Origin of the sequence: Mycobacterium sp. EPa45 (assembly GCF_001021385.1) — a bacterium.
In the GTDB taxonomy this organism is placed as follows: Bacteria; Actinomycetota; Actinomycetes; order Mycobacteriales; family Mycobacteriaceae; genus Mycobacterium.
On sequence record NZ_CP011773.1, the window covers coordinates 4,797,958 to 4,814,021 of the forward strand.

Consider the following 16,064-nt stretch of genomic DNA (forward strand, 5'->3'; position numbering starts at 1 on the left):
GCGCAACGCTACTGCGTCGCGGCCAGCACCGCCTCGACCAATTCAGGGCGGCACACCACGACATCGGGCAGCAGCGGGTCGGGCCGGTTGTACCGCAGCGGGGACCCGTCGATACGGGACGTATGCAGACCTGCGGCGCGGGCCACCGCTACCGGCGCGGCCGAATCCCACTCGTACTGCCCGCCTGCGTGCACGTAGACATCTGCGCGGCCCTGCACCACGGCCGCGACTTTGGCTCCGGCAGAACCCATTTCGACCAGCACCCCACCCAGCGCGTCGCGGACCTGCAGCGCGACCGCAGGAGGTCGGGTTCGCGACACCACGATCCGCGGAACCTGAGGCGCGGCTGGCGGCGCCAGCACAGCCGGGGTGGCCAAGGTGATGCCCTGCGCGGGCAACGCAACCGCGCCGGCGATCAGCTCGCCGTCCTCCCAGAGCGCGACGTGCACGGCCCAGTCGTCACGGTCGAGTTCGGAGAATTCTCGGGTACCGTCGAGCGGGTCCACGATCCACACCCGCGAGCTGCGCAGCCGGATCGGGTCGTCGGCGCCCTCTTCCGAAAGCACGGCGTCGTCGGGCCGCGCTGCAGCCAGCGCCTCCATCAGATACTCGTGGGATCGCTTGTCACCCGCGGCTTTTCGCTCAGCACCGGACGCATCGGCCAGCTCGGCCCGCACGTCGAGCAGCAACTTGCCTGCCTGGGTCGCCAGCTCGGCCGCCAGCTCGTGGTCGGTCACTCGGGACCCTCCAATAGGTCGATGACCTGCTGGGCCAGCTCGTCGCACTCGCGCTCGGGGGTCAGCCGCAGATCCGGGTTCTTCGGTCGTTGGTAGGGACTGTCGATCCCGGTGAAGTGGGTGATCTCACCCGCGCGAGCCTTCGCATACAGCCCCTTGGGATCACGGCGCTCGCAGTCCTCCAGCGGGGTATCGACAAAGATCTCGAAGAACTCCACTCCCTGGTCGGCGTGCACCTTGCGAGCCAGTTCCCGGTGTTCCTCGAGGGGACTGATGGCCGGCACCAAGACCGTCAGCCCGGCATCGGCCATCAAGGTGGCGATGTGGGCCAGCCGCCGCAAGTTCTCCGCGCGGTCCGCCATCGAGAAGCCGAGGTCGGCATTGAGTCCGTGCCGCAAGTTGTCTCCGTCGAGAATGTAAGCGGGGCAACCGTGTTCGAGCAGCTTCTGCTCAACCAGCACTGCGATCGATGACTTGCCGGAGCCGGACAGGCCGGTGAACCACAGCGTACGGCCCTTCGTCAGTCGGTCACCCGTGGTCACCAACGACTGGTGGCGCACGGTGTTCGGCGACGCGGTTCGCGCGGCCGCCGGCGCGGTGTCACGAACCATTCCCGCAGCGACGGTCACGTTGGTGTCGGGGTCGATGAGGATGAACGACCCGGTGGCGGCGTTGCGCGAGTATTCGTCGAGCAACAGCGGCACCTGGGTGCGCAGGGTGACCCGGCCGAGTTCGTTGAGCTTCAACGCCGTTGCACTCTTGTCCCGGTGCAGGGTGTTGACGTCCAGGCGATAGTCCAGGGCAGCGACCCGCGCCCGCGTCGTACGGGTGGTCTGCTTGATGATGTAGTCGCGCCCGGGCTCCAGCGCGGACTCGTCGGCCATCCAGCAGACGGTGGCGTCGAATTCCCGGGTGGCCACCGGCTGATTCTGCGGGCGGGCCAGCATGTCACCGCGCGAGATGTCGATGTCGTCGGCGAGACTGATCGATACCGCCATGGGCGGGAACGCTTCCTCGACCGGGCCGGTCGGGCCGTCGATTGCGGTGATACGACTGGTCTTTCCGCTGGGCAGTACGACGACCTCGTCACCTGGACGCATCACACCGCTGGCGATCGTGCCGGCATAGCTGCGATGGTCGGCGTGTTCGATCGTCTGTGGCCGGATCACGTATTGCACGGGGAACCGCACGTCTACGAGATTGCGGTCACCGGCGATGTAGACGTCTTCGAGGTGGCTCAGCAGCGGCGGGCCGTCATACCAGGGTGCCTTGTCCGACTTGGTGACCACGTTGTCGCCGTTGAGCGCCGACATCGGGATGGTGGTCACGTCATGGATGTCGAGGCGGGCTGCGAAGGCGTGGAACTCCTCGCGGATCCACTCGAAACGTTCACGGTCCCAGTCGATGAGGTCCATCTTGTTGACGGCCAAGACCACGTGCTGCACACCCAGCAGCGAGGCCAGGAACGCATGCCGGCGGGACTGCTCGAGCAGACCGTGCCGCGCGTCGACGAGCACGATTGCCAGCTGCGCGGTCGAGGTCCCGGTGACCATGTTGCGGGTGTACTGAAGGTGCCCCGGCGTGTCGGCGATGATGAATTTCCGCTTGGCCGTGGCGAAATAGCGGTAGGCGACGTCGATGGTGATGCCCTGCTCACGCTCGGAGCGCAGGCCGTCGGTCACCAGGGCAAGGTCGGTGTAATCGTTGCCCCGTTCGCGCGACGTCCGCTCAACCGCAGCGAGCTGGTCTTCCATCACGGCCTTGGAGTCGTAGAGCAACCGGCCGATCAGCGTGGACTTGCCGTCGTCGACCGAACCGGCGGTCGCGATCCGCAGAAGCGTTGCCATCAGCTTCTCACTCTCTTCTTCGCGCAAACCACTGCATTCCCCGTCGCTTCGCTCGCCCCGGCCATCAGAAATACCCTTCCCGCTTACGGTCTTCCATGCCGGCTTCGGAAATACGGTCATCAGCGCGGGTGGCGCCGCGCTCGGTCAGCCGCGACAACGCGGTCTCTTCGATCACCTCGTCGACGGTGGCGGCGGTGGACTCCACGCATCCTGTGCATGTCACGTCGCCGACGGTGCGGAACCGCACCGAGGTCTCGAACACCTTCTCGTCGGGCGCGGGCTGCAGGAACTCGTGGACGGCCAACAGCATTCCGTCACGCTGGAACACCTGCCTGGGGTGCGCGTAGTAGATGCCCGGGAGGGTGATCTCCTCGGCGCCGATGTAGGCCCAGATGTCGTACTCGGTCCAGTTGGACAGCGGGAACACCCGGATGTGCTCGCCCTTGCGGTGGCGTCCGTTGTAGAGGTTCCACAGCTCGGGGCGCTGCGCCTTCGGATCCCATTGGCCGAATTCGTCCCGGAAGCTGAAGACCCGCTCCTTGGCCCGGGCCTTCTCCTCGTCACGGCGAGCACCGCCGAAGGCGGCGTCGAACTTGTTCTCCCGGATCCCCCGCAACAACGTGACGGTCTGCAGCGGGTTGCGCGACGGCCCGTTGTCGACGACCCGGCCGGCGTCGATGTCGTCCTGAACGCTGGCGACCACCAGCCGCAGCCCATAGCGCTCGACGAGCGCGTCGCGGGTGGCGATCACTTCTTCGAAGTTGTGACCGGTGTCGACGTGCATCACCGGGAACGGCAGCCGCCCGGGAGCGAACGCCTTGATCGCCAGATGCAACATCACGATCGAGTCCTTGCCACCGGAGAACAACAGCACCGGCCGTTCGAACTCGGCCGCGACCTCGCGGATGATGTGAATCGCCTCGGCCTCGAGCGACCGGAGGTGACTCAGCTCGTACTGCCCCGGTGTGGGGGTCTCGACCGCTGGACTAGCCATGGTTTCCTCGTAAAGTTGGTAGGTTTGACCAGAATTACAAAGCTAACCCGGAATTTAGCCAGCACGTTGGCTCAAGTCAAGGGTTAGGCGCAGGCAGAACTACGGCGCAGGCAGAACTACAGAGTGACTTCGTTGAGCCGGCCGGTCGCCACATCGAAGACGAAGCCGCGCAGCGATTCGTGCTTGGTGACGAACGGGCTGTGCTCGATGCGTCGCAGCGACTGACGCACATCTTCGGCCAGATCAGGAAAGGCTTCGGCGGCCCATTCCGGCTTGATACCGACCTCGTCGTGGATGTCGCGCTTGAACGCGTCGTCGGTGAACGTCAGCATGCCGCAGTCGGTGTGGTGGATGAGGATGATCTCTTTGGTGCCGAGCAGTCGCTGGCTGATCGCGAGCGAGCGAATCTCGTCGTCGGTGATCACTCCCCCGGCGTTGCGGATGACATGTGCTTCACCCTCACCGAGGCCGAGGATGCGGTACACGTCCAACCGCGCGTCCATGCACGCCACGACGGCGACATGTCGGCTCGGTGGCAGTGGCAGCGGTCCCGCGAATGTCTTGGCGTACTCAGCATTGTTGGCCAAATATTCGTCGGTGACACTCATGGCCGACGATCCTATTTGCGGCTTCGACCGCCGCCACCACCATCGATCAGCGTGATTGCAACCCCCCGCGACTACGGCGCCTCGGGAGTCGTGGCCGTGACCGGCGGGGACGCCGACTCCTGCGTCCTGGTCGGCTCCACAGTGGTGGACTTCGACGTCTCCCCCGTCGTCATCGACGAGGTCACCGGCGACGTGAACGTACCGGGGTCGGACACGATCATTCCGGTACCTTGCTCGGTCACCGCGACGGCCAATGCCCCCATGGCCACGATTGCACTGCCGCCGACCACGGCGGACAGCGTTTTGATGTTCGACATCTAGACACTTCCAATCGGTCTCGGACCAGTTCCACAGACCGGCTCCCCTGCCAATCCGCTGGCAATTGGTTAACCAAGAGCTGTGTGCCCAAAACTCCGAGCCGCTGACCTGCTAGTTAGCCGCCGCTGGGTGTCGGAGGTTGCGGGCTGGCCGACGCCACCGATGAACTGGGCAGCATCGGTTTGGAGGTCTGCACCGTCGTCGGGTTGAGGCCCGTCGTGTTCTGGTCGGTACTGGGGCCCTTGTCTTGACAAGCCACCAGGGTCGTCATCGCAAGAGCGACGAGCGCGGCCGGCATCAGCCGGTGTGTGAGCTGCTTCACGTGCACGCCTGTGTTTTCCCGTGGCCCGCGACGCTAAACCCGCAGCCTGCGCCCGAGTCTTCCCATCGTTTCGACCCACTATCTCCTACCCTGTGCTGCATGCACCCTGCCCCGCGCAGCCGCCCATGACGCGATTCCTCGCGCGTCGGCTGCTCAACTACCTGGTGCTGCTGGCCCTCGCGTCGTTCCTCACCTTCACGCTGACGTCGTTGACGTTCGCGCCGTTGAACAGCCTGCAGCAACGCAATCCGCGTCCGCCGCAGGCTGTCATCGATGCCAAGGCCGCCGAGCTCGATCTCGACAAGCCCATCCCGCTGCGCTACGGCCACTGGGTGGCGGGCGCGGTGCGTGGCGATTTCGGTACCACGGTCACCGGTCAACCCGTCTCCGACGAACTGTGGCGCCGCATCGGAGTCAGTCTGCGGCTGCTCGTGATCGGCTCGGTTCTAGGGACGGTGATCGGGGTTGTGGTGGGCGCCTGGGGCGCTATTCGGCAATACCGGCTATCCGACCGGGTGATCACTCTGCTGTCGCTGTTGGTCATCAGTACGCCGACGTTCGTGATCGCGAACTTGGCGATCCTGGCCGCGCTCCGGGTGAATTCCATTGTGGGGGTGCACATTTTCGAGTACATCGGCGAGACGTCACCTGATGCTGTCGGCGGTGCCTGGAATCAGTTCATCGACCGGATGCAGCATTTGATTCTTCCATCAGTCACCCTCGCGCTCGGCGCGATCGCCGGTTACAGCCGCTATCAACGCAATGCGATGCTCGACGTTCTCGGCCAGGACTTCATCCGTACCGCCCGAGCGAAGGGGCTCACCCGGCGCAGAGCCTTGTTCAAGCACGGGTTGCGCACCGCGCTGATCCCGATGGCAACGCTGTTCGCTTATGGCGTGGCGGGTTTGGTGGCCGGCGCGGTGTTCGTGGAAAAGATCTTCGGTTGGCACGGAATGGGTGAGTGGGCGGTTCAGGGCATCGCCACCCAGGACACCAACATCGTCGCGGCGCTCACAGTGTTCTCCGGCGCGGTGGTCTTGTTGGCCGGGCTGCTTTCCGACGTCATCTACGCGATGCTGGATCCCCGGGTGAGGGTGACGTGACGGAGACGACGGACACCGCGCGCTCGGGACTGAAGCCCGAGGAGTTCGCCTCGCGGCGGACGCTGGTGCTGCGCCGCTTCGCCCGCAACCGGGCGGCGATGGCGTCACTGGTGATCCCGGCCGTGATGTTCATCGGCTGTTATGCCCTCCCGCCGCTATTGCCGTGGTCCTACACCGATCTCGACTTCTACGCGCTGCAAGACCCCCCGAGCACCGACCACTGGTTCGGCACCAACGCCTTGGGCCAGGACCTGTTCGCCCAGATTCTGCGCGGTATGCAGAAGTCGATGCTCATCGGCGTATGCGTGGCGGTGATCTCGACGGGGATCGCCGCGACCGTCGGCTCCATCGCCGGTTACTTCGGCGGTTGGCGCGATCGGACACTGATGTGGGTGGTGGACCTGCTGCTGGTGGTTCCGTCGTTCATCCTGATCGCGATCCTCACGCCGGTCACCAAGGGTTCGGGCAACGTCATATTGCTGATCGTGCTGCTCGCCGGGTTCAGCTGGATGGTCAGTTCCCGCATGGTGCGCGGCCTCACGATGAGCCTACGGGAGCGCGAATTCGTCCAGGCCGCACGGTATATGGGGGTCTCGAGCAGGCGCATCATCACCCGCCACATCATCCCGAACGTCGCCTCGATCCTGATCATCGACGCCGCGCTCAACGTGGCCGTGGCGATCCTTGCCGAAACCGGCCTGAGCTTCCTGGGTTTCGGCATTCAACCACCCGACATCTCGCTTGGCACGCTGATCGCCGACGGCACCAAATCAGCGACGACGTTCCCGTGGGTGTTCCTGTTCCCCGCCGGCGTGCTGGTGCTGATCCTGGTGTGCGCCAACCTCACCGGGGACGGGCTTCGTGATGCACTGGATCCCGGTAGTGCCACCCTGCGTCGCGGCCGCAAGAAGCACAAGAAGTCATGAGCGACACCCTGCTCGAGATCACCGATCTCGCCGTCAGTTTCCCGACCGACGGCGGTGACCTGACTGCGGTGCGCGGCCTGACCTATCAGGTCCGTCCCCGCGAGGTCGTGGCGATGGTCGGCGAATCCGGATCGGGCAAGTCCGCCGCCGCGATGGCGGTGATCGGCTTGCTGCCGGAGTACGCCTCGGTGTCCGGCTCGGTGCGACTGGCCGGTCAGGAGTTGCTCGGGTTGTCCGACGGTGAGATGTCGAAGATCCGGGGCCGGCGCATCGGAACGGTGTTCCAGGATCCGATGTCGGCACTCACCCCGGTGTACACCGTCGGTGACCAGATCGCCGAAGCCATCACGGTGCACAACCGCGATGTCGGCAAGCGGGCCGCGCGTATACGCGCCGTCGAACTGCTCGAGCTGGTCGGCATAGCGCAGCCCGAGCGGCGGGCGCGGGCCTTTCCCCACGAGTTGTCCGGCGGTGAGCGCCAGCGCGTGGTGATCGCGATCGCGATCGCAAACGATCCGGACCTGTTGATCTGCGACGAGCCGACGACGGCACTCGATGTGACCGTGCAGGCCCAGATCCTCGAGGTGCTCAAGACCGCGCGCGACGTCACCGGTGCGGGTGTGCTGATCATCACCCACGACCTCGGGGTGGTCGCGGAGTTCGCCGACCGGGCGTTGGTGATGTACGCAGGGCGGCCCGTCGAGGTCGCCTCGGTGGACAAGCTGTACCGCGATCGCCGAATGCCCTACACCGCAGGATTATTGGGTTCCGTCCCGCGACTGGATTCGCCGCAGGGCACCCGGCTGGTGCCGATTGCGGGAGCGCCGCCCTCGCTGGTGGACCTGCCGCCGGGATGTCCGTTCGCCCCGCGCTGCCCGCTGGCCATCGAGGAGTGCCGCACGGGAGAACCTGCGTTGCTCCCCGTCGACGCGCAGGCCCCGGAGCACCTGGCGGCATGCATCCGCACCGAGCACGTCACGGGCCGTACCGCCGCGGAGATCTTTCGCGTGACCACCCAGCCCGAGGCTGCACCGGACACCTCGCAGCGCGAGGTGGTCATCAAGGTGCAGGACCTGGTCAAGACATACCGGTTGACCAAGGGCGTGGTGTTCCGCCGCCACATCGGCGAGGTCCGTGCGGTCGACGGGCTCAGCTTCGATCTGCTCAGCGGGCAGACGCTCGGTATCGTCGGCGAATCCGGTTCGGGCAAGTCGACCACCCTGCATCAGATCCTCGACCTGTCCGCACCGCAGTCGGGTTCCATCGAGGTGCTGGGCAATGACGTCGCCGCGTTGACACGCGCCCGGCGCCGAGAGCTGCGCCGCGACCTCCAGGTGGTGTTCCAGGACCCGGTGGCCTCCCTGGACCCGCGGCTTCCGGTGTTCGAACTGTTGTCCGAGCCGTTGCACGCCAACGGCTTTGACAAGAATGGCATCGACACGCGGGTTGCCGAACTGCTGGAGATCGTCGGGCTGCGCCGCGCCGACGCCAGCCGCTACGCGCAAGAGTTCTCCGGCGGGCAGAAGCAGCGGATCGGCATCGCCAGGGCGCTGGCGCTGCAGCCGAAGATCCTCGCCCTCGATGAACCGGTGTCCGCGCTTGATGTGTCGATCCAGGCCGGCATCATCAACCTGCTGCTGGATCTGCAACGCGAGTTCAACCTGTCGTATCTGTTCGTCTCGCACGACCTGTCGGTGGTCAAGCACCTGGCCAACCGGGTCGTCGTGATGTACCGCGGGGCGATGGTGGAGTACGGCGACGCCGACGACATCTTCGCCAACCCACGGCACGAATACACGCAGAAGTTGCTGGCCGCTATCCCGCAACCGGATCCCTCACGCCGTTAGCATCAGTGCGTGACCCTTGAGCGAACAGACACAAAATCGCACGCCTCAGCCCCTCAGAACGCGATTCTGCGTCTGCTCGCGGTAGGAACCGCGGTGGTGCTGGTGCTCGCCGGCTGCTCAGGCGGTAAGCGCGATGTCCCGTCCGCGGGCGGCAACGCCGAGCTCGGCTCGACCAGTGACATCAACCCGCAGGACCGGGCCGCCTTGCGCAACGGCGGCAACCTGCGGCTGGCCCTGTCGTCGTTCCCGTCGAACTGGAACACCCTGAACATTGACGGTAACGAGGCCGACACCGGCTCGATGCTGCGGCCGACGATGCCACGCGCATTCATCATCGCCGCCGACGGTTCGATGAAGGTCAACAACGACTACTTCACCAATGTCGAGCTGACCGGAACCGATCCGCAGGTCGTCACCTACACCATCAACCCGAAGGCCGTCTGGTCCGACGGGACACCGATCACCTGGGAGGACATCGCCTCTCAGATCAACGCGACCAGCGGTAAGGACAAGAACTTCGCCATCGCCGCCCCCAATGGCAGTGACCGGGTCGCCTCGGTCACCCGGGGTGTGGACGACCGCCAGGCCGTCATCACGTTCGCCAAGCACTACTCCGAGTGGCGTGGCATGTTCTCGGGCAACACGATGCTGCTGCCCAAGAGCATGACCGCCAACCCCGAGGTGTTCAACAAGGGTCAGCTCAATGGCCCCGGACCGTCGGCAGGACCGTTCCTGGTCTCGGCGGTCGACCGCACCGCCCAGCGCATCGTGCTGACCCGCAACCCCAAGTGGTGGGGCACCCCGCCGCTGCTGGACTCCTTTACCTTCCTGGTGCTCGACGATGCGGCGAGAATTCCTGCGCTGCAGAACAATACGATCGACGCTGTCGGCCTGGGCTCCCTCGATGAGCTGACGATCGCCCGACGCACCGCGGGCGTTTCGATCCGCAGGGCGCCGGGATTGAGCTGGTATCACTTCACCTTCAACGGTGCGCCCGGGTCGATCCTGTCCGACAAGGCGCTGCGGCTGGCCGTCGCGAAGGGCATCGACCGGCAGGCCATCGCTGACGTGACCCAGCGCGGACTCGTCGACAAACCCGTCCCGTTGAACAACCACATCTACGTGGCGGGCCAGAAGGGCTATCAGGACAACAGCGAGGTCGTCGCCTACAACCAGGACAAGGCCAAACAGGAACTCGACGCCCTCGGCTGGAAGCTCAACGGGCAGTTCCGCGAGAAGGACGGCAGACAACTGGTGATCCGCGACGTCCTCTACGACGCACAGACCACCCGGCAGGTCGCGCTGATCGCACAGAACAATCTGGCCCAGATCGGGGTCAACCTGCAGATCGACGCCAAGCCCGGTAACGGCTTCTTCACCAACCACATCATTCCCGGCGACTTCGACATCGCCCAATTCTCCTGGGTGGGAGATGCTTTCGCGCTGTGCTGCTTGAACCAGATCTACACCACCGGGGCCGAGAGCAACTTCGGCAAGATCAGCAGCCCCGAGATCGACGCCAAGGTCGAAGAGGTATTCAATGAACTCGACGCGGACAAGGCGCGCGGCCTGGCCAACGAGCTGGACAAGCTGATCTTCGGTGAGGTGTTCAGCTTGCCGCTGTTCCAGTCCGCGGGCAACGTCGCCGTGCGCAGCAATCTGGCCAACTTCGGACCAGCCGGACTGGGTGACTTGAACTACACCGCAATAGGATTCACGAAGTAGCAGGCTTCGGCAGACTGCGGGTCACCACCCGCGGCACTGCCGCAGGTAAGGCCGCCTCGACCCGTGTCGCCGCGGCCAGCGCCGACACCATGAGCCGGACGGCGGGCCGGGTGGGCATGGCGTCCAGCGCCGCCTCCTGCAGCCGCAGCGTGTCGATCCGCCCGATGGACACCGCTTCCGCGATGCGCAGCGCCGCGCGTTCCTTGGTGTCGAGCACGCTGTGACCGGTCGACGGCAGCCGCAGCAGCACCGAGCCCGGAATGAGACCGGCCACCCGCTCGGCGACCGCGGGTGGTGTGGTCAGGTCCCGGCCGCCGGAGATCACCACGGTCGGCCAGGTGAACTTCGGCATCTCGGCCACCAGGTCGAACGGCTCGGCCTCGAACCGCGGTGGTTCACCGGGCGCGAAGTCGCGCATCGCGACAGCGGGGTCCAGTGGCAGGCCGTCGGGGTCGGCCGCGTAGTTGAGCTCGCGGTAGCCGATCCGCCCCACCAGATCGGTCTCGTTGCGGTACGGAGCTTTTCGGCCCACCATCAACTCGCCGAAGTGCCCCATCGCGGTCCAGACCAGGCTGCGGCCGCCCAGCAGCAGGTCGAGCTGTCGGTCCAGCAGGCGCGGTCCGCCCAGCCCGTACACGGTCGCGGCGAGCTGAGCCGCGGCCGGAGTCATCACCCCCTCGTCGGCCAGTCGACGGACCTTGTCGGCCAGCTTCTCGGTGTCAGGCTGCTGGCCGTACCACAGGACGCGACGTACGGTCTGGCGCACCACCTCGATGTCGTCGCCGGCCAGCAGCGGCGAATCCAGGACCATCGCGAACACCCGGGCGGGGTGACGCACGCCGACGCCGGCAGCGATGTAGGTGCCGTAGGACGTGCCGTAGATGACGGCGCTGTCCACCTGGGCGTCGTCGAGCACGGCGGCGACGTCGTCGACCACCTGCTCGATGGTCAGCGCCTCGGGAGGCAGGTCAGACCCGTCGTCACCGTGGCGCGACATCCCGACGCCCCGGTGCTCGATCATGATCACGTCGAGGCCCTCGGCGGCCGCTCGCCGGCGAAGACCCCGGTAGAGGGCGATCGACGCCGCGCCCGGTCCACCGGGGATGATGACCAGCGGATGCCGGGTCTTGCGGCCGGTGCGCACGTAGTAGAGGTCGAACTGGTCGGTTCCGTTCGGCGTGACCGGGCGGCGGACCGGGCGAACACCAGGCAGCGCGGCGAGCTTTCCGTGAGCACGGCGGCGCTTCTCGTTCAAAGTCATCGCCGCTGGCCCACCATGCCGTCGATTCTGCCTCGCCGAGGACCGGAATGGAATGCGACGCCGGCCTCCTTAGGTTCGGCGTGAGCCAAAGCAGTGCCCGCGGCAACGACACTGCCGTAGAACCAAATCATGACCACAGTGGAACCTGTCAAGCGCATTCTGCCCGGCACACCCGAATTCTCCCAACTCCTTGCGCAGATCCGAGTCGGTGCCAAGGATCGAGATCTCAATGACGAGAATCCTTTTGACGAAGTCAACCTGCTCAAACGGGCAGGCTTCGGCGCACTGCGCCTGCCGGGCGACCTCGGCGGCTCAGATTTTACTGTCCCTCAACTGTTTTCGACGGTGATCGACGTTGCGTCAGCCGATCCCATTGTGGCGCACATATTCCGGACGCATTTCTGGTTCGTCGAGGAGCGGCTTCGCACACTCAATGAGGCGCGTTCGCGACAATGGCTGACCAAGGTCGCCGAGGGCCACATCGTGGGCAACGCTTTCAGCGAGAAGGGATCGAACGCCGTCGGCAGTCTGGTGTTCAACACCCGGTTGCTGCCCGCTCCCGGCGGCTACCGGCTGACCGGCGAGAAGTACTACAGCACCGGCACGCTGTTCGCCGATTACCTGACCGTCACCGCGACCACCGACCACGACTCGGTGGCAACCGTGATCGTGCCCGCCGACCGGGACGGCGTGCGCCTGGTCGACGATTGGGACGGTTTCGGCCAGCGCCGGACGGGCACCGGGACCACGGTGTTCACCAGCGTGGACGTCGCCGAAGACGAAGTGTTGACCGATACCCCGTACGACGCCGAGCCGGTGCCGACGGTGCAGTACGCCGCGCTGCAGCTCTACATTCACGCCGTCGTCGCCGGTGTACTGCAGACGATCGTCGACGACGGTGCTGACCTGTTGCGTTCGCGCACCCGAAGCTTCAGCCATGCGCTGTCCGAACGCCCCGTCGACGACCCGCTCTATCAGCGTCAGCTCGGCGAGCTGGCCAGCACCGCTTACATCGCGCGGGCGGCCGTGCTGGACGCGGCGTCGGCGATCGAGGCGGCCACGGACTCGGCGCGAGACGGCGTTCCCGACGCCGACCTGGCGACCGAGGCCCAGCTCAAGGTCGCCAAGGTGAAGGTCCACCTCGACGAGGTCGCGCCCGAGGCCGCCACCCGGCTGCTCGAACTCGGCGGGGCCAGCGCGGCCAGCCGTCAGCGCAACCTGGACCGGCACTGGCGCAATATCCGCACGATCACGCTGCACAACCCGGTGGCCTATAAGGCGCGCGTGATCGGCCAGAACCTGTTGCACGGCACGCCGATCCCCGCCAACGCCTACTTCTGATCCTGCCTGCGCCCAAACCGACAATTCGCAGCGAGAGTGCGAGTAGATCGCACCATTTCGTCGATCTCGGCACCCCTGAAGGACACACCATGACCCGACAGCTACACCTGGGCGGATTCCAGATCGCCTCCCAGGTCACCCATTCGCACGCCGCCTGGCGGCACCCGGCCAGCGATACCGGCTTCCTCACGCCCGAGTACTACCACCGCATCGGGCGCATCCTGGAACGTGGCAAGTTCGACTTCCTGTTCTTCGCCGACCTGCTCGCGGCTCCGGTCCGGTTCGGTGACGGCATCGCCGAACCGCTGCGGCGCGGCACCCAGGCGACCGCGACCTTGGATCCGTCCATCGTGACGGCCAGCATCGCCGCGGTGACCTCACGGCTCGGGCTGGCAATCACGAAGTCCGCCACCTATTTTCACCCCTACGAGTTGGCCCGGATCTTCGCCAGCCTGGACCACATCACTCGCGGGCGGGTCGCCTGGAACATCGTGACATCACTGACCCAGGGCGAGGCGCAGAACTTCGGCCACGACGACCACCTCGGCCACGAGTTCCGGTACGAACGGGCCGACGAGTTCGTCCGCACCACCCTGCAGCTGTGGTCGAGCTGGGCGCCCGACGCCCTGGTCCTCGACAAGGAGTCCGGCGTCTTCGCCGACCCCAGCCGGATCAAGCATGTCGACCACGACGGCCGCTACTTCCGCTCCCGCGGGCCGCTGAATGTGCCGCACTCGCCGCAGGGCCGGCCGGTGTTGATCCAGGCCGGCTCGTCGAACACCGGCAAGGACTTCGCCGCCCGGTGGGCGGAGGCCATCTTCGAAATCGACCCGACTCCCGAAGGTCGGCGCGCGTACTACGACGACATCAAGTCGCGGGCGGAGAACTTCGGCCGCAACCCCGACAAGGTGTTGATCTTCCCGGCATTCATCCCGTTCATCGGCGAGACCGAATCCATCGCCCGGGAGAAGCAGGCCTACCACAACGAGCTCGCCGACCCGATCTCCGGACTGATCACCCTGAGCGTGCACACCGACCACGACTTCTCCGGCTACGACCTGGACGCCCCGGTCGAAGACGTCCAAGTCTCCGGCACCCAAGGGCTTTTCGACGCCGTGCGCCGCGTCGCCAACCGGGACAGCCTCACCTTGCGCGACGTCGGCGCCTGGTACGCCCAGGGGGTGCTGCTGCCGCAGTTCGTCGGCACCCCGAGGCAGGTGGCCGACCAGATCGAGGAGTCGTTCACCGCCGGTGAGGCCGACGGATTCATGGTGTCCTCGGCGACGACACCCGGCACGTTCAACGACTTCGTCGACGCCGTGGTGCCCGAGCTGCAACGGCGCGGACTGTTCCGCACCGACTACACCGGGACGACGCTGCGGGATCATCTGGGCTTGGGTGACGTCGCGGACTCGAACGTCGGCGCGGTGAGCGAACAGCTGCCTGCCGCAGGCTGAGCGTTCGCTCAGCATTTCGGCAATCTCAGTACTTGGCACATGCGGCGGGTAGCTTGCGCACTATGCAAACGTGCGCAGTTTCTGCCAGGTCTACACATCGGTTGCACCCCGCCCGAGGTCCTCAGTGTTAGGGGCCAAAGTCCCGAACTGATGCGGTGACGTGTTGCCCCGCGCCTACGCGCCGTAGGTTCGTGGTGGGAGTAGATCATGACCGAATTCATGCGCAGCACAGACGCGTTCACCTGGTCGATGGAAGCCGACCCAAGGCTGAGATCCACGGTGGTGACCGTGATCCTTCTCGACCGGTCCCCCGACTGGAATATCGTGCGGGAGCGGTTCGATGTGGTCAGCCGCGAACTGCCGATGTTCCGGCAGCGGGTGGTGAACTCACCGCTACCGGCTCCGCCGCGATGGGAGTACGCCCCCGACTTCGACCTGGACTACCACATGCGCCGCGTGTCGGCACCCGAGCCCGGAACGCTCGACAGCGTGCTCGAGATGGCCCGGGTGGCTGCGATGTCCGACTTCGACCGGGCCCGGCCGATGTGGGAGGTCACCCTCATCGACGGTCTCGAAGACGGCGGGGCCGCCGTGCTGTGCAAATTCCATCACGCTCTCACCGACGGTGTCGGTGGCGTCCAGATCGCGATGCGGCTCTTCGACCTCGACGAGGATCCTCGGGTCATCAACCCGATACCGGCCGCGCCGACCGTCGCCCCACCGCATCCCCTGGCAGGTTACGGTGAGGCCTTGCGCTACAACGCAGGCCTGGTCGGCACAGTGGTCAGCGAGTCAGCCAAGATCGCGCCGCGGTTGCTGTTCAACATGATTCGGCGCCCGGTGCAGACCGCGGAGTCGGCAGTCGAACTGGCCGCGTCGGTGTACCGGACCATTCGGCCGGTGAACAAGCCCGGCTCGGCGCTGATGAAGGACCGCACACTGGTCCGCCGGCTCAGTGTTCTCGACGTTCCGATGCCTCGCCTTCGCGAAGCGGCCCACCGAAGCGGCGGCGCGCTCAACGACGCGTTCGTCGCGGGGGTCGCCGGCGCGCTGCGCCGGTATCACGATAAACACGGTGTCGGGGTGTTCGACCTGCATCTGACCATGCCGATCAATCTGCGCACCGAGGATGACGGTGCGGGCGGCAACCGGATCACCCTGATGCGGTTCGACGTGCCGGTGGGCATCACCGATCCGGCTCGGCGTATCAGGAGCATCCACGAGTGCACCGGCCGGGTGCGTCACGAAAAGTCGATTCCCTACACGCAATTGATCGCCAGTGCGCTCAACATGATGCCGCGCTGGTACATCGGGTCGATCCTGCGCAATGTCGACTTCCTGTGCAGCGACGTCCCGGGCGTGCCGGTACCGGTGTATCTGGGGGGCGCGGCCGTACGCAAGCAATACGCGTTCGGTCCGACCGTCGGCGCGGCGGTCAACGTGACCCTGCTGACGTACGTGGACACCTGCGCGCTGGGCATCGATGTCGACGGCGGAGCCATCCCGGACTTCGAGGAGTTCTACGACTGCCTGACCGACAGTTTCAACGAAGTCCTGGCGCTCGCCGATTAATCGGAT

General features: G+C 65.9%; 14 protein-coding genes. 8 read left to right on the plus strand and 6 right to left on the minus strand.

The window, feature by feature from the left end; all coding sequences use genetic code 11:
• Positions 1-8 precede the first annotated feature (8 nt).
• The 4 genes from AB431_RS22645 to AB431_RS22660 all read right to left on the minus strand — a co-directional run bounded on the left by AB431_RS22645 (position 9) and on the right by AB431_RS22660 (position 4,186).
• Complete coding sequence (locus AB431_RS22645) at positions 9-737, minus strand: 3'(2'),5'-bisphosphate nucleotidase CysQ (RefSeq protein ID WP_047331821.1); 729 nt, start codon at positions 735-737, stop codon at positions 9-11.
• Positions 734-2,584, minus strand: coding sequence for a sulfate adenylyltransferase subunit CysN (gene cysN / locus AB431_RS22650; protein ID WP_047333711.1), 1,851 nt, complete (start codon positions 2,582-2,584; stop codon positions 734-736). Before cysN ends, AB431_RS22645 begins: the two co-directional genes overlap by 4 nt.
• Before the next feature lie 64 nt (positions 2,585-2,648).
• Complete coding sequence (gene cysD / locus AB431_RS22655; protein ID WP_047331822.1) at positions 2,649-3,578, minus strand: sulfate adenylyltransferase subunit CysD; 930 nt, start codon at positions 3,576-3,578, stop codon at positions 2,649-2,651.
• Positions 3,579-3,694: 116 nt separating this feature from the next.
• The gene (locus AB431_RS22660) at positions 3,695-4,186 is read right to left on the minus strand and encodes a carbonic anhydrase (protein ID WP_047331823.1); all 492 of its coding nucleotides are present in this window, start codon (positions 4,184-4,186) and stop codon (positions 3,695-3,697) included.
• A 51-nt stretch (positions 4,187-4,237) separates the two neighbouring features.
• On the opposite strand from AB431_RS22660, the gene AB431_RS22665 reads away from it, so the two are divergent.
• Positions 4,238-4,507, plus strand: a complete 270-nt coding sequence (locus AB431_RS22665; RefSeq protein WP_047331824.1) for a hypothetical protein — start codon at positions 4,238-4,240, stop codon at positions 4,505-4,507.
• A 112-nt stretch (positions 4,508-4,619) separates the two neighbouring features.
• Here the strand turns inward: AB431_RS22665 and AB431_RS22670 are convergent, their stop codons facing one another.
• Positions 4,620-4,826 (minus strand): hypothetical protein, encoded by a 207-nt coding sequence (locus tag AB431_RS22670; protein WP_144418347.1) that lies wholly within the window; start codon positions 4,824-4,826, stop codon positions 4,620-4,622.
• 125 nt (positions 4,827-4,951) lie between these two features.
• Here AB431_RS22670 and AB431_RS22675 point away from each other — a divergent pair, with 125 nt between their 5' ends.
• The 4 genes from AB431_RS22675 (at position 4,952) to AB431_RS22690 (ending at position 10,427) form a co-directional block, all read left to right on the plus strand.
• Positions 4,952-5,929 (plus strand): ABC transporter permease, encoded by a 978-nt coding sequence (locus AB431_RS22675; protein ID WP_047333712.1) that lies wholly within the window; start codon positions 4,952-4,954, stop codon positions 5,927-5,929.
• A gap of 29 nt (positions 5,930-5,958) precedes the next feature.
• Complete coding sequence (locus AB431_RS22680; protein ID WP_144418510.1) at positions 5,959-6,855, plus strand: ABC transporter permease; 897 nt, start codon at positions 5,959-5,961, stop codon at positions 6,853-6,855.
• Positions 6,852-8,702 (plus strand): ABC transporter ATP-binding protein, encoded by a 1,851-nt coding sequence (locus tag AB431_RS22685; RefSeq protein ID WP_047331827.1) that lies wholly within the window; start codon positions 6,852-6,854, stop codon positions 8,700-8,702. Before AB431_RS22680 ends, AB431_RS22685 begins: the two co-directional genes overlap by 4 nt.
• A gap of 63 nt (positions 8,703-8,765) precedes the next feature.
• Positions 8,766-10,427 (plus strand): ABC transporter family substrate-binding protein, encoded by a 1,662-nt coding sequence (locus tag AB431_RS22690; protein WP_047333713.1) that lies wholly within the window; start codon positions 8,766-8,768, stop codon positions 10,425-10,427.
• Here AB431_RS22690 and AB431_RS22695 read toward each other — a convergent pair.
• Positions 10,417-11,688, minus strand: coding sequence for an alpha/beta hydrolase (locus tag AB431_RS22695; RefSeq protein ID WP_047331828.1), 1,272 nt, complete (start codon positions 11,686-11,688; stop codon positions 10,417-10,419). The genes AB431_RS22690 and AB431_RS22695 overlap by 11 nt on opposite strands.
• A gap of 129 nt (positions 11,689-11,817) precedes the next feature.
• Between AB431_RS22695 and AB431_RS22700 the strand changes: the two genes are divergently transcribed.
• From AB431_RS22700 to AB431_RS22710, 3 genes are all read left to right on the plus strand, one after another.
• Positions 11,818-13,029 carry an acyl-CoA dehydrogenase family protein gene (locus AB431_RS22700; RefSeq protein ID WP_047331829.1) on the plus strand — a complete coding sequence of 404 codons (1,212 nt, stop codon included), beginning with the start codon at positions 11,818-11,820 and terminating at the stop codon, positions 13,027-13,029.
• 89 nt (positions 13,030-13,118) lie between these two features.
• On the plus strand, positions 13,119-14,486 hold the full coding sequence (locus AB431_RS22705; RefSeq protein WP_047331830.1) for an LLM class flavin-dependent oxidoreductase: 1,368 nt from the start codon (positions 13,119-13,121) through the stop codon (positions 14,484-14,486).
• Between the two features lie 207 nt (positions 14,487-14,693).
• A complete protein-coding gene (locus AB431_RS22710; protein ID WP_047331831.1) occupies positions 14,694-16,058 on the plus strand; it encodes a wax ester/triacylglycerol synthase domain-containing protein in 1,365 nt (454 codons plus the stop codon).
• Positions 16,059-16,064 lie beyond the last annotated feature (6 nt).

Bases quoted from the DNA above. Each gene is read 5' to 3' on its own strand.
- cysN (WP_047333711.1), bottom strand. From the start codon at position 2,584: ATGGCAACGCTTCTGCGGATCGCGACCGCCGGTTCGGTCGACGACGGC.
- cysD (WP_047331822.1), bottom strand. From the start codon at position 3,578: ATGGCTAGTCCAGCGGTCGAGACCCCCACACCGGGGCAGTACGAGCTG.
- AB431_RS22660 (WP_047331823.1), bottom strand. From the start codon at position 4,186: ATGAGTGTCACCGACGAATATTTGGCCAACAATGCTGAGTACGCCAAG.
- AB431_RS22675 (WP_047333712.1), top strand. From the start codon at position 4,952: ATGACGCGATTCCTCGCGCGTCGGCTGCTCAACTACCTGGTGCTGCTG.
- AB431_RS22685 (WP_047331827.1), top strand. From the start codon at position 6,852: ATGAGCGACACCCTGCTCGAGATCACCGATCTCGCCGTCAGTTTCCCG.
- AB431_RS22695 (WP_047331828.1), bottom strand. From the start codon at position 11,688: ATGACTTTGAACGAGAAGCGCCGCCGTGCTCACGGAAAGCTCGCCGCG.
- AB431_RS22700 (WP_047331829.1), top strand. From the start codon at position 11,818: ATGACCACAGTGGAACCTGTCAAGCGCATTCTGCCCGGCACACCCGAA.
- AB431_RS22705 (WP_047331830.1), top strand. From the start codon at position 13,119: ATGACCCGACAGCTACACCTGGGCGGATTCCAGATCGCCTCCCAGGTC.
- AB431_RS22710 (WP_047331831.1), top strand. From the start codon at position 14,694: ATGACCGAATTCATGCGCAGCACAGACGCGTTCACCTGGTCGATGGAA.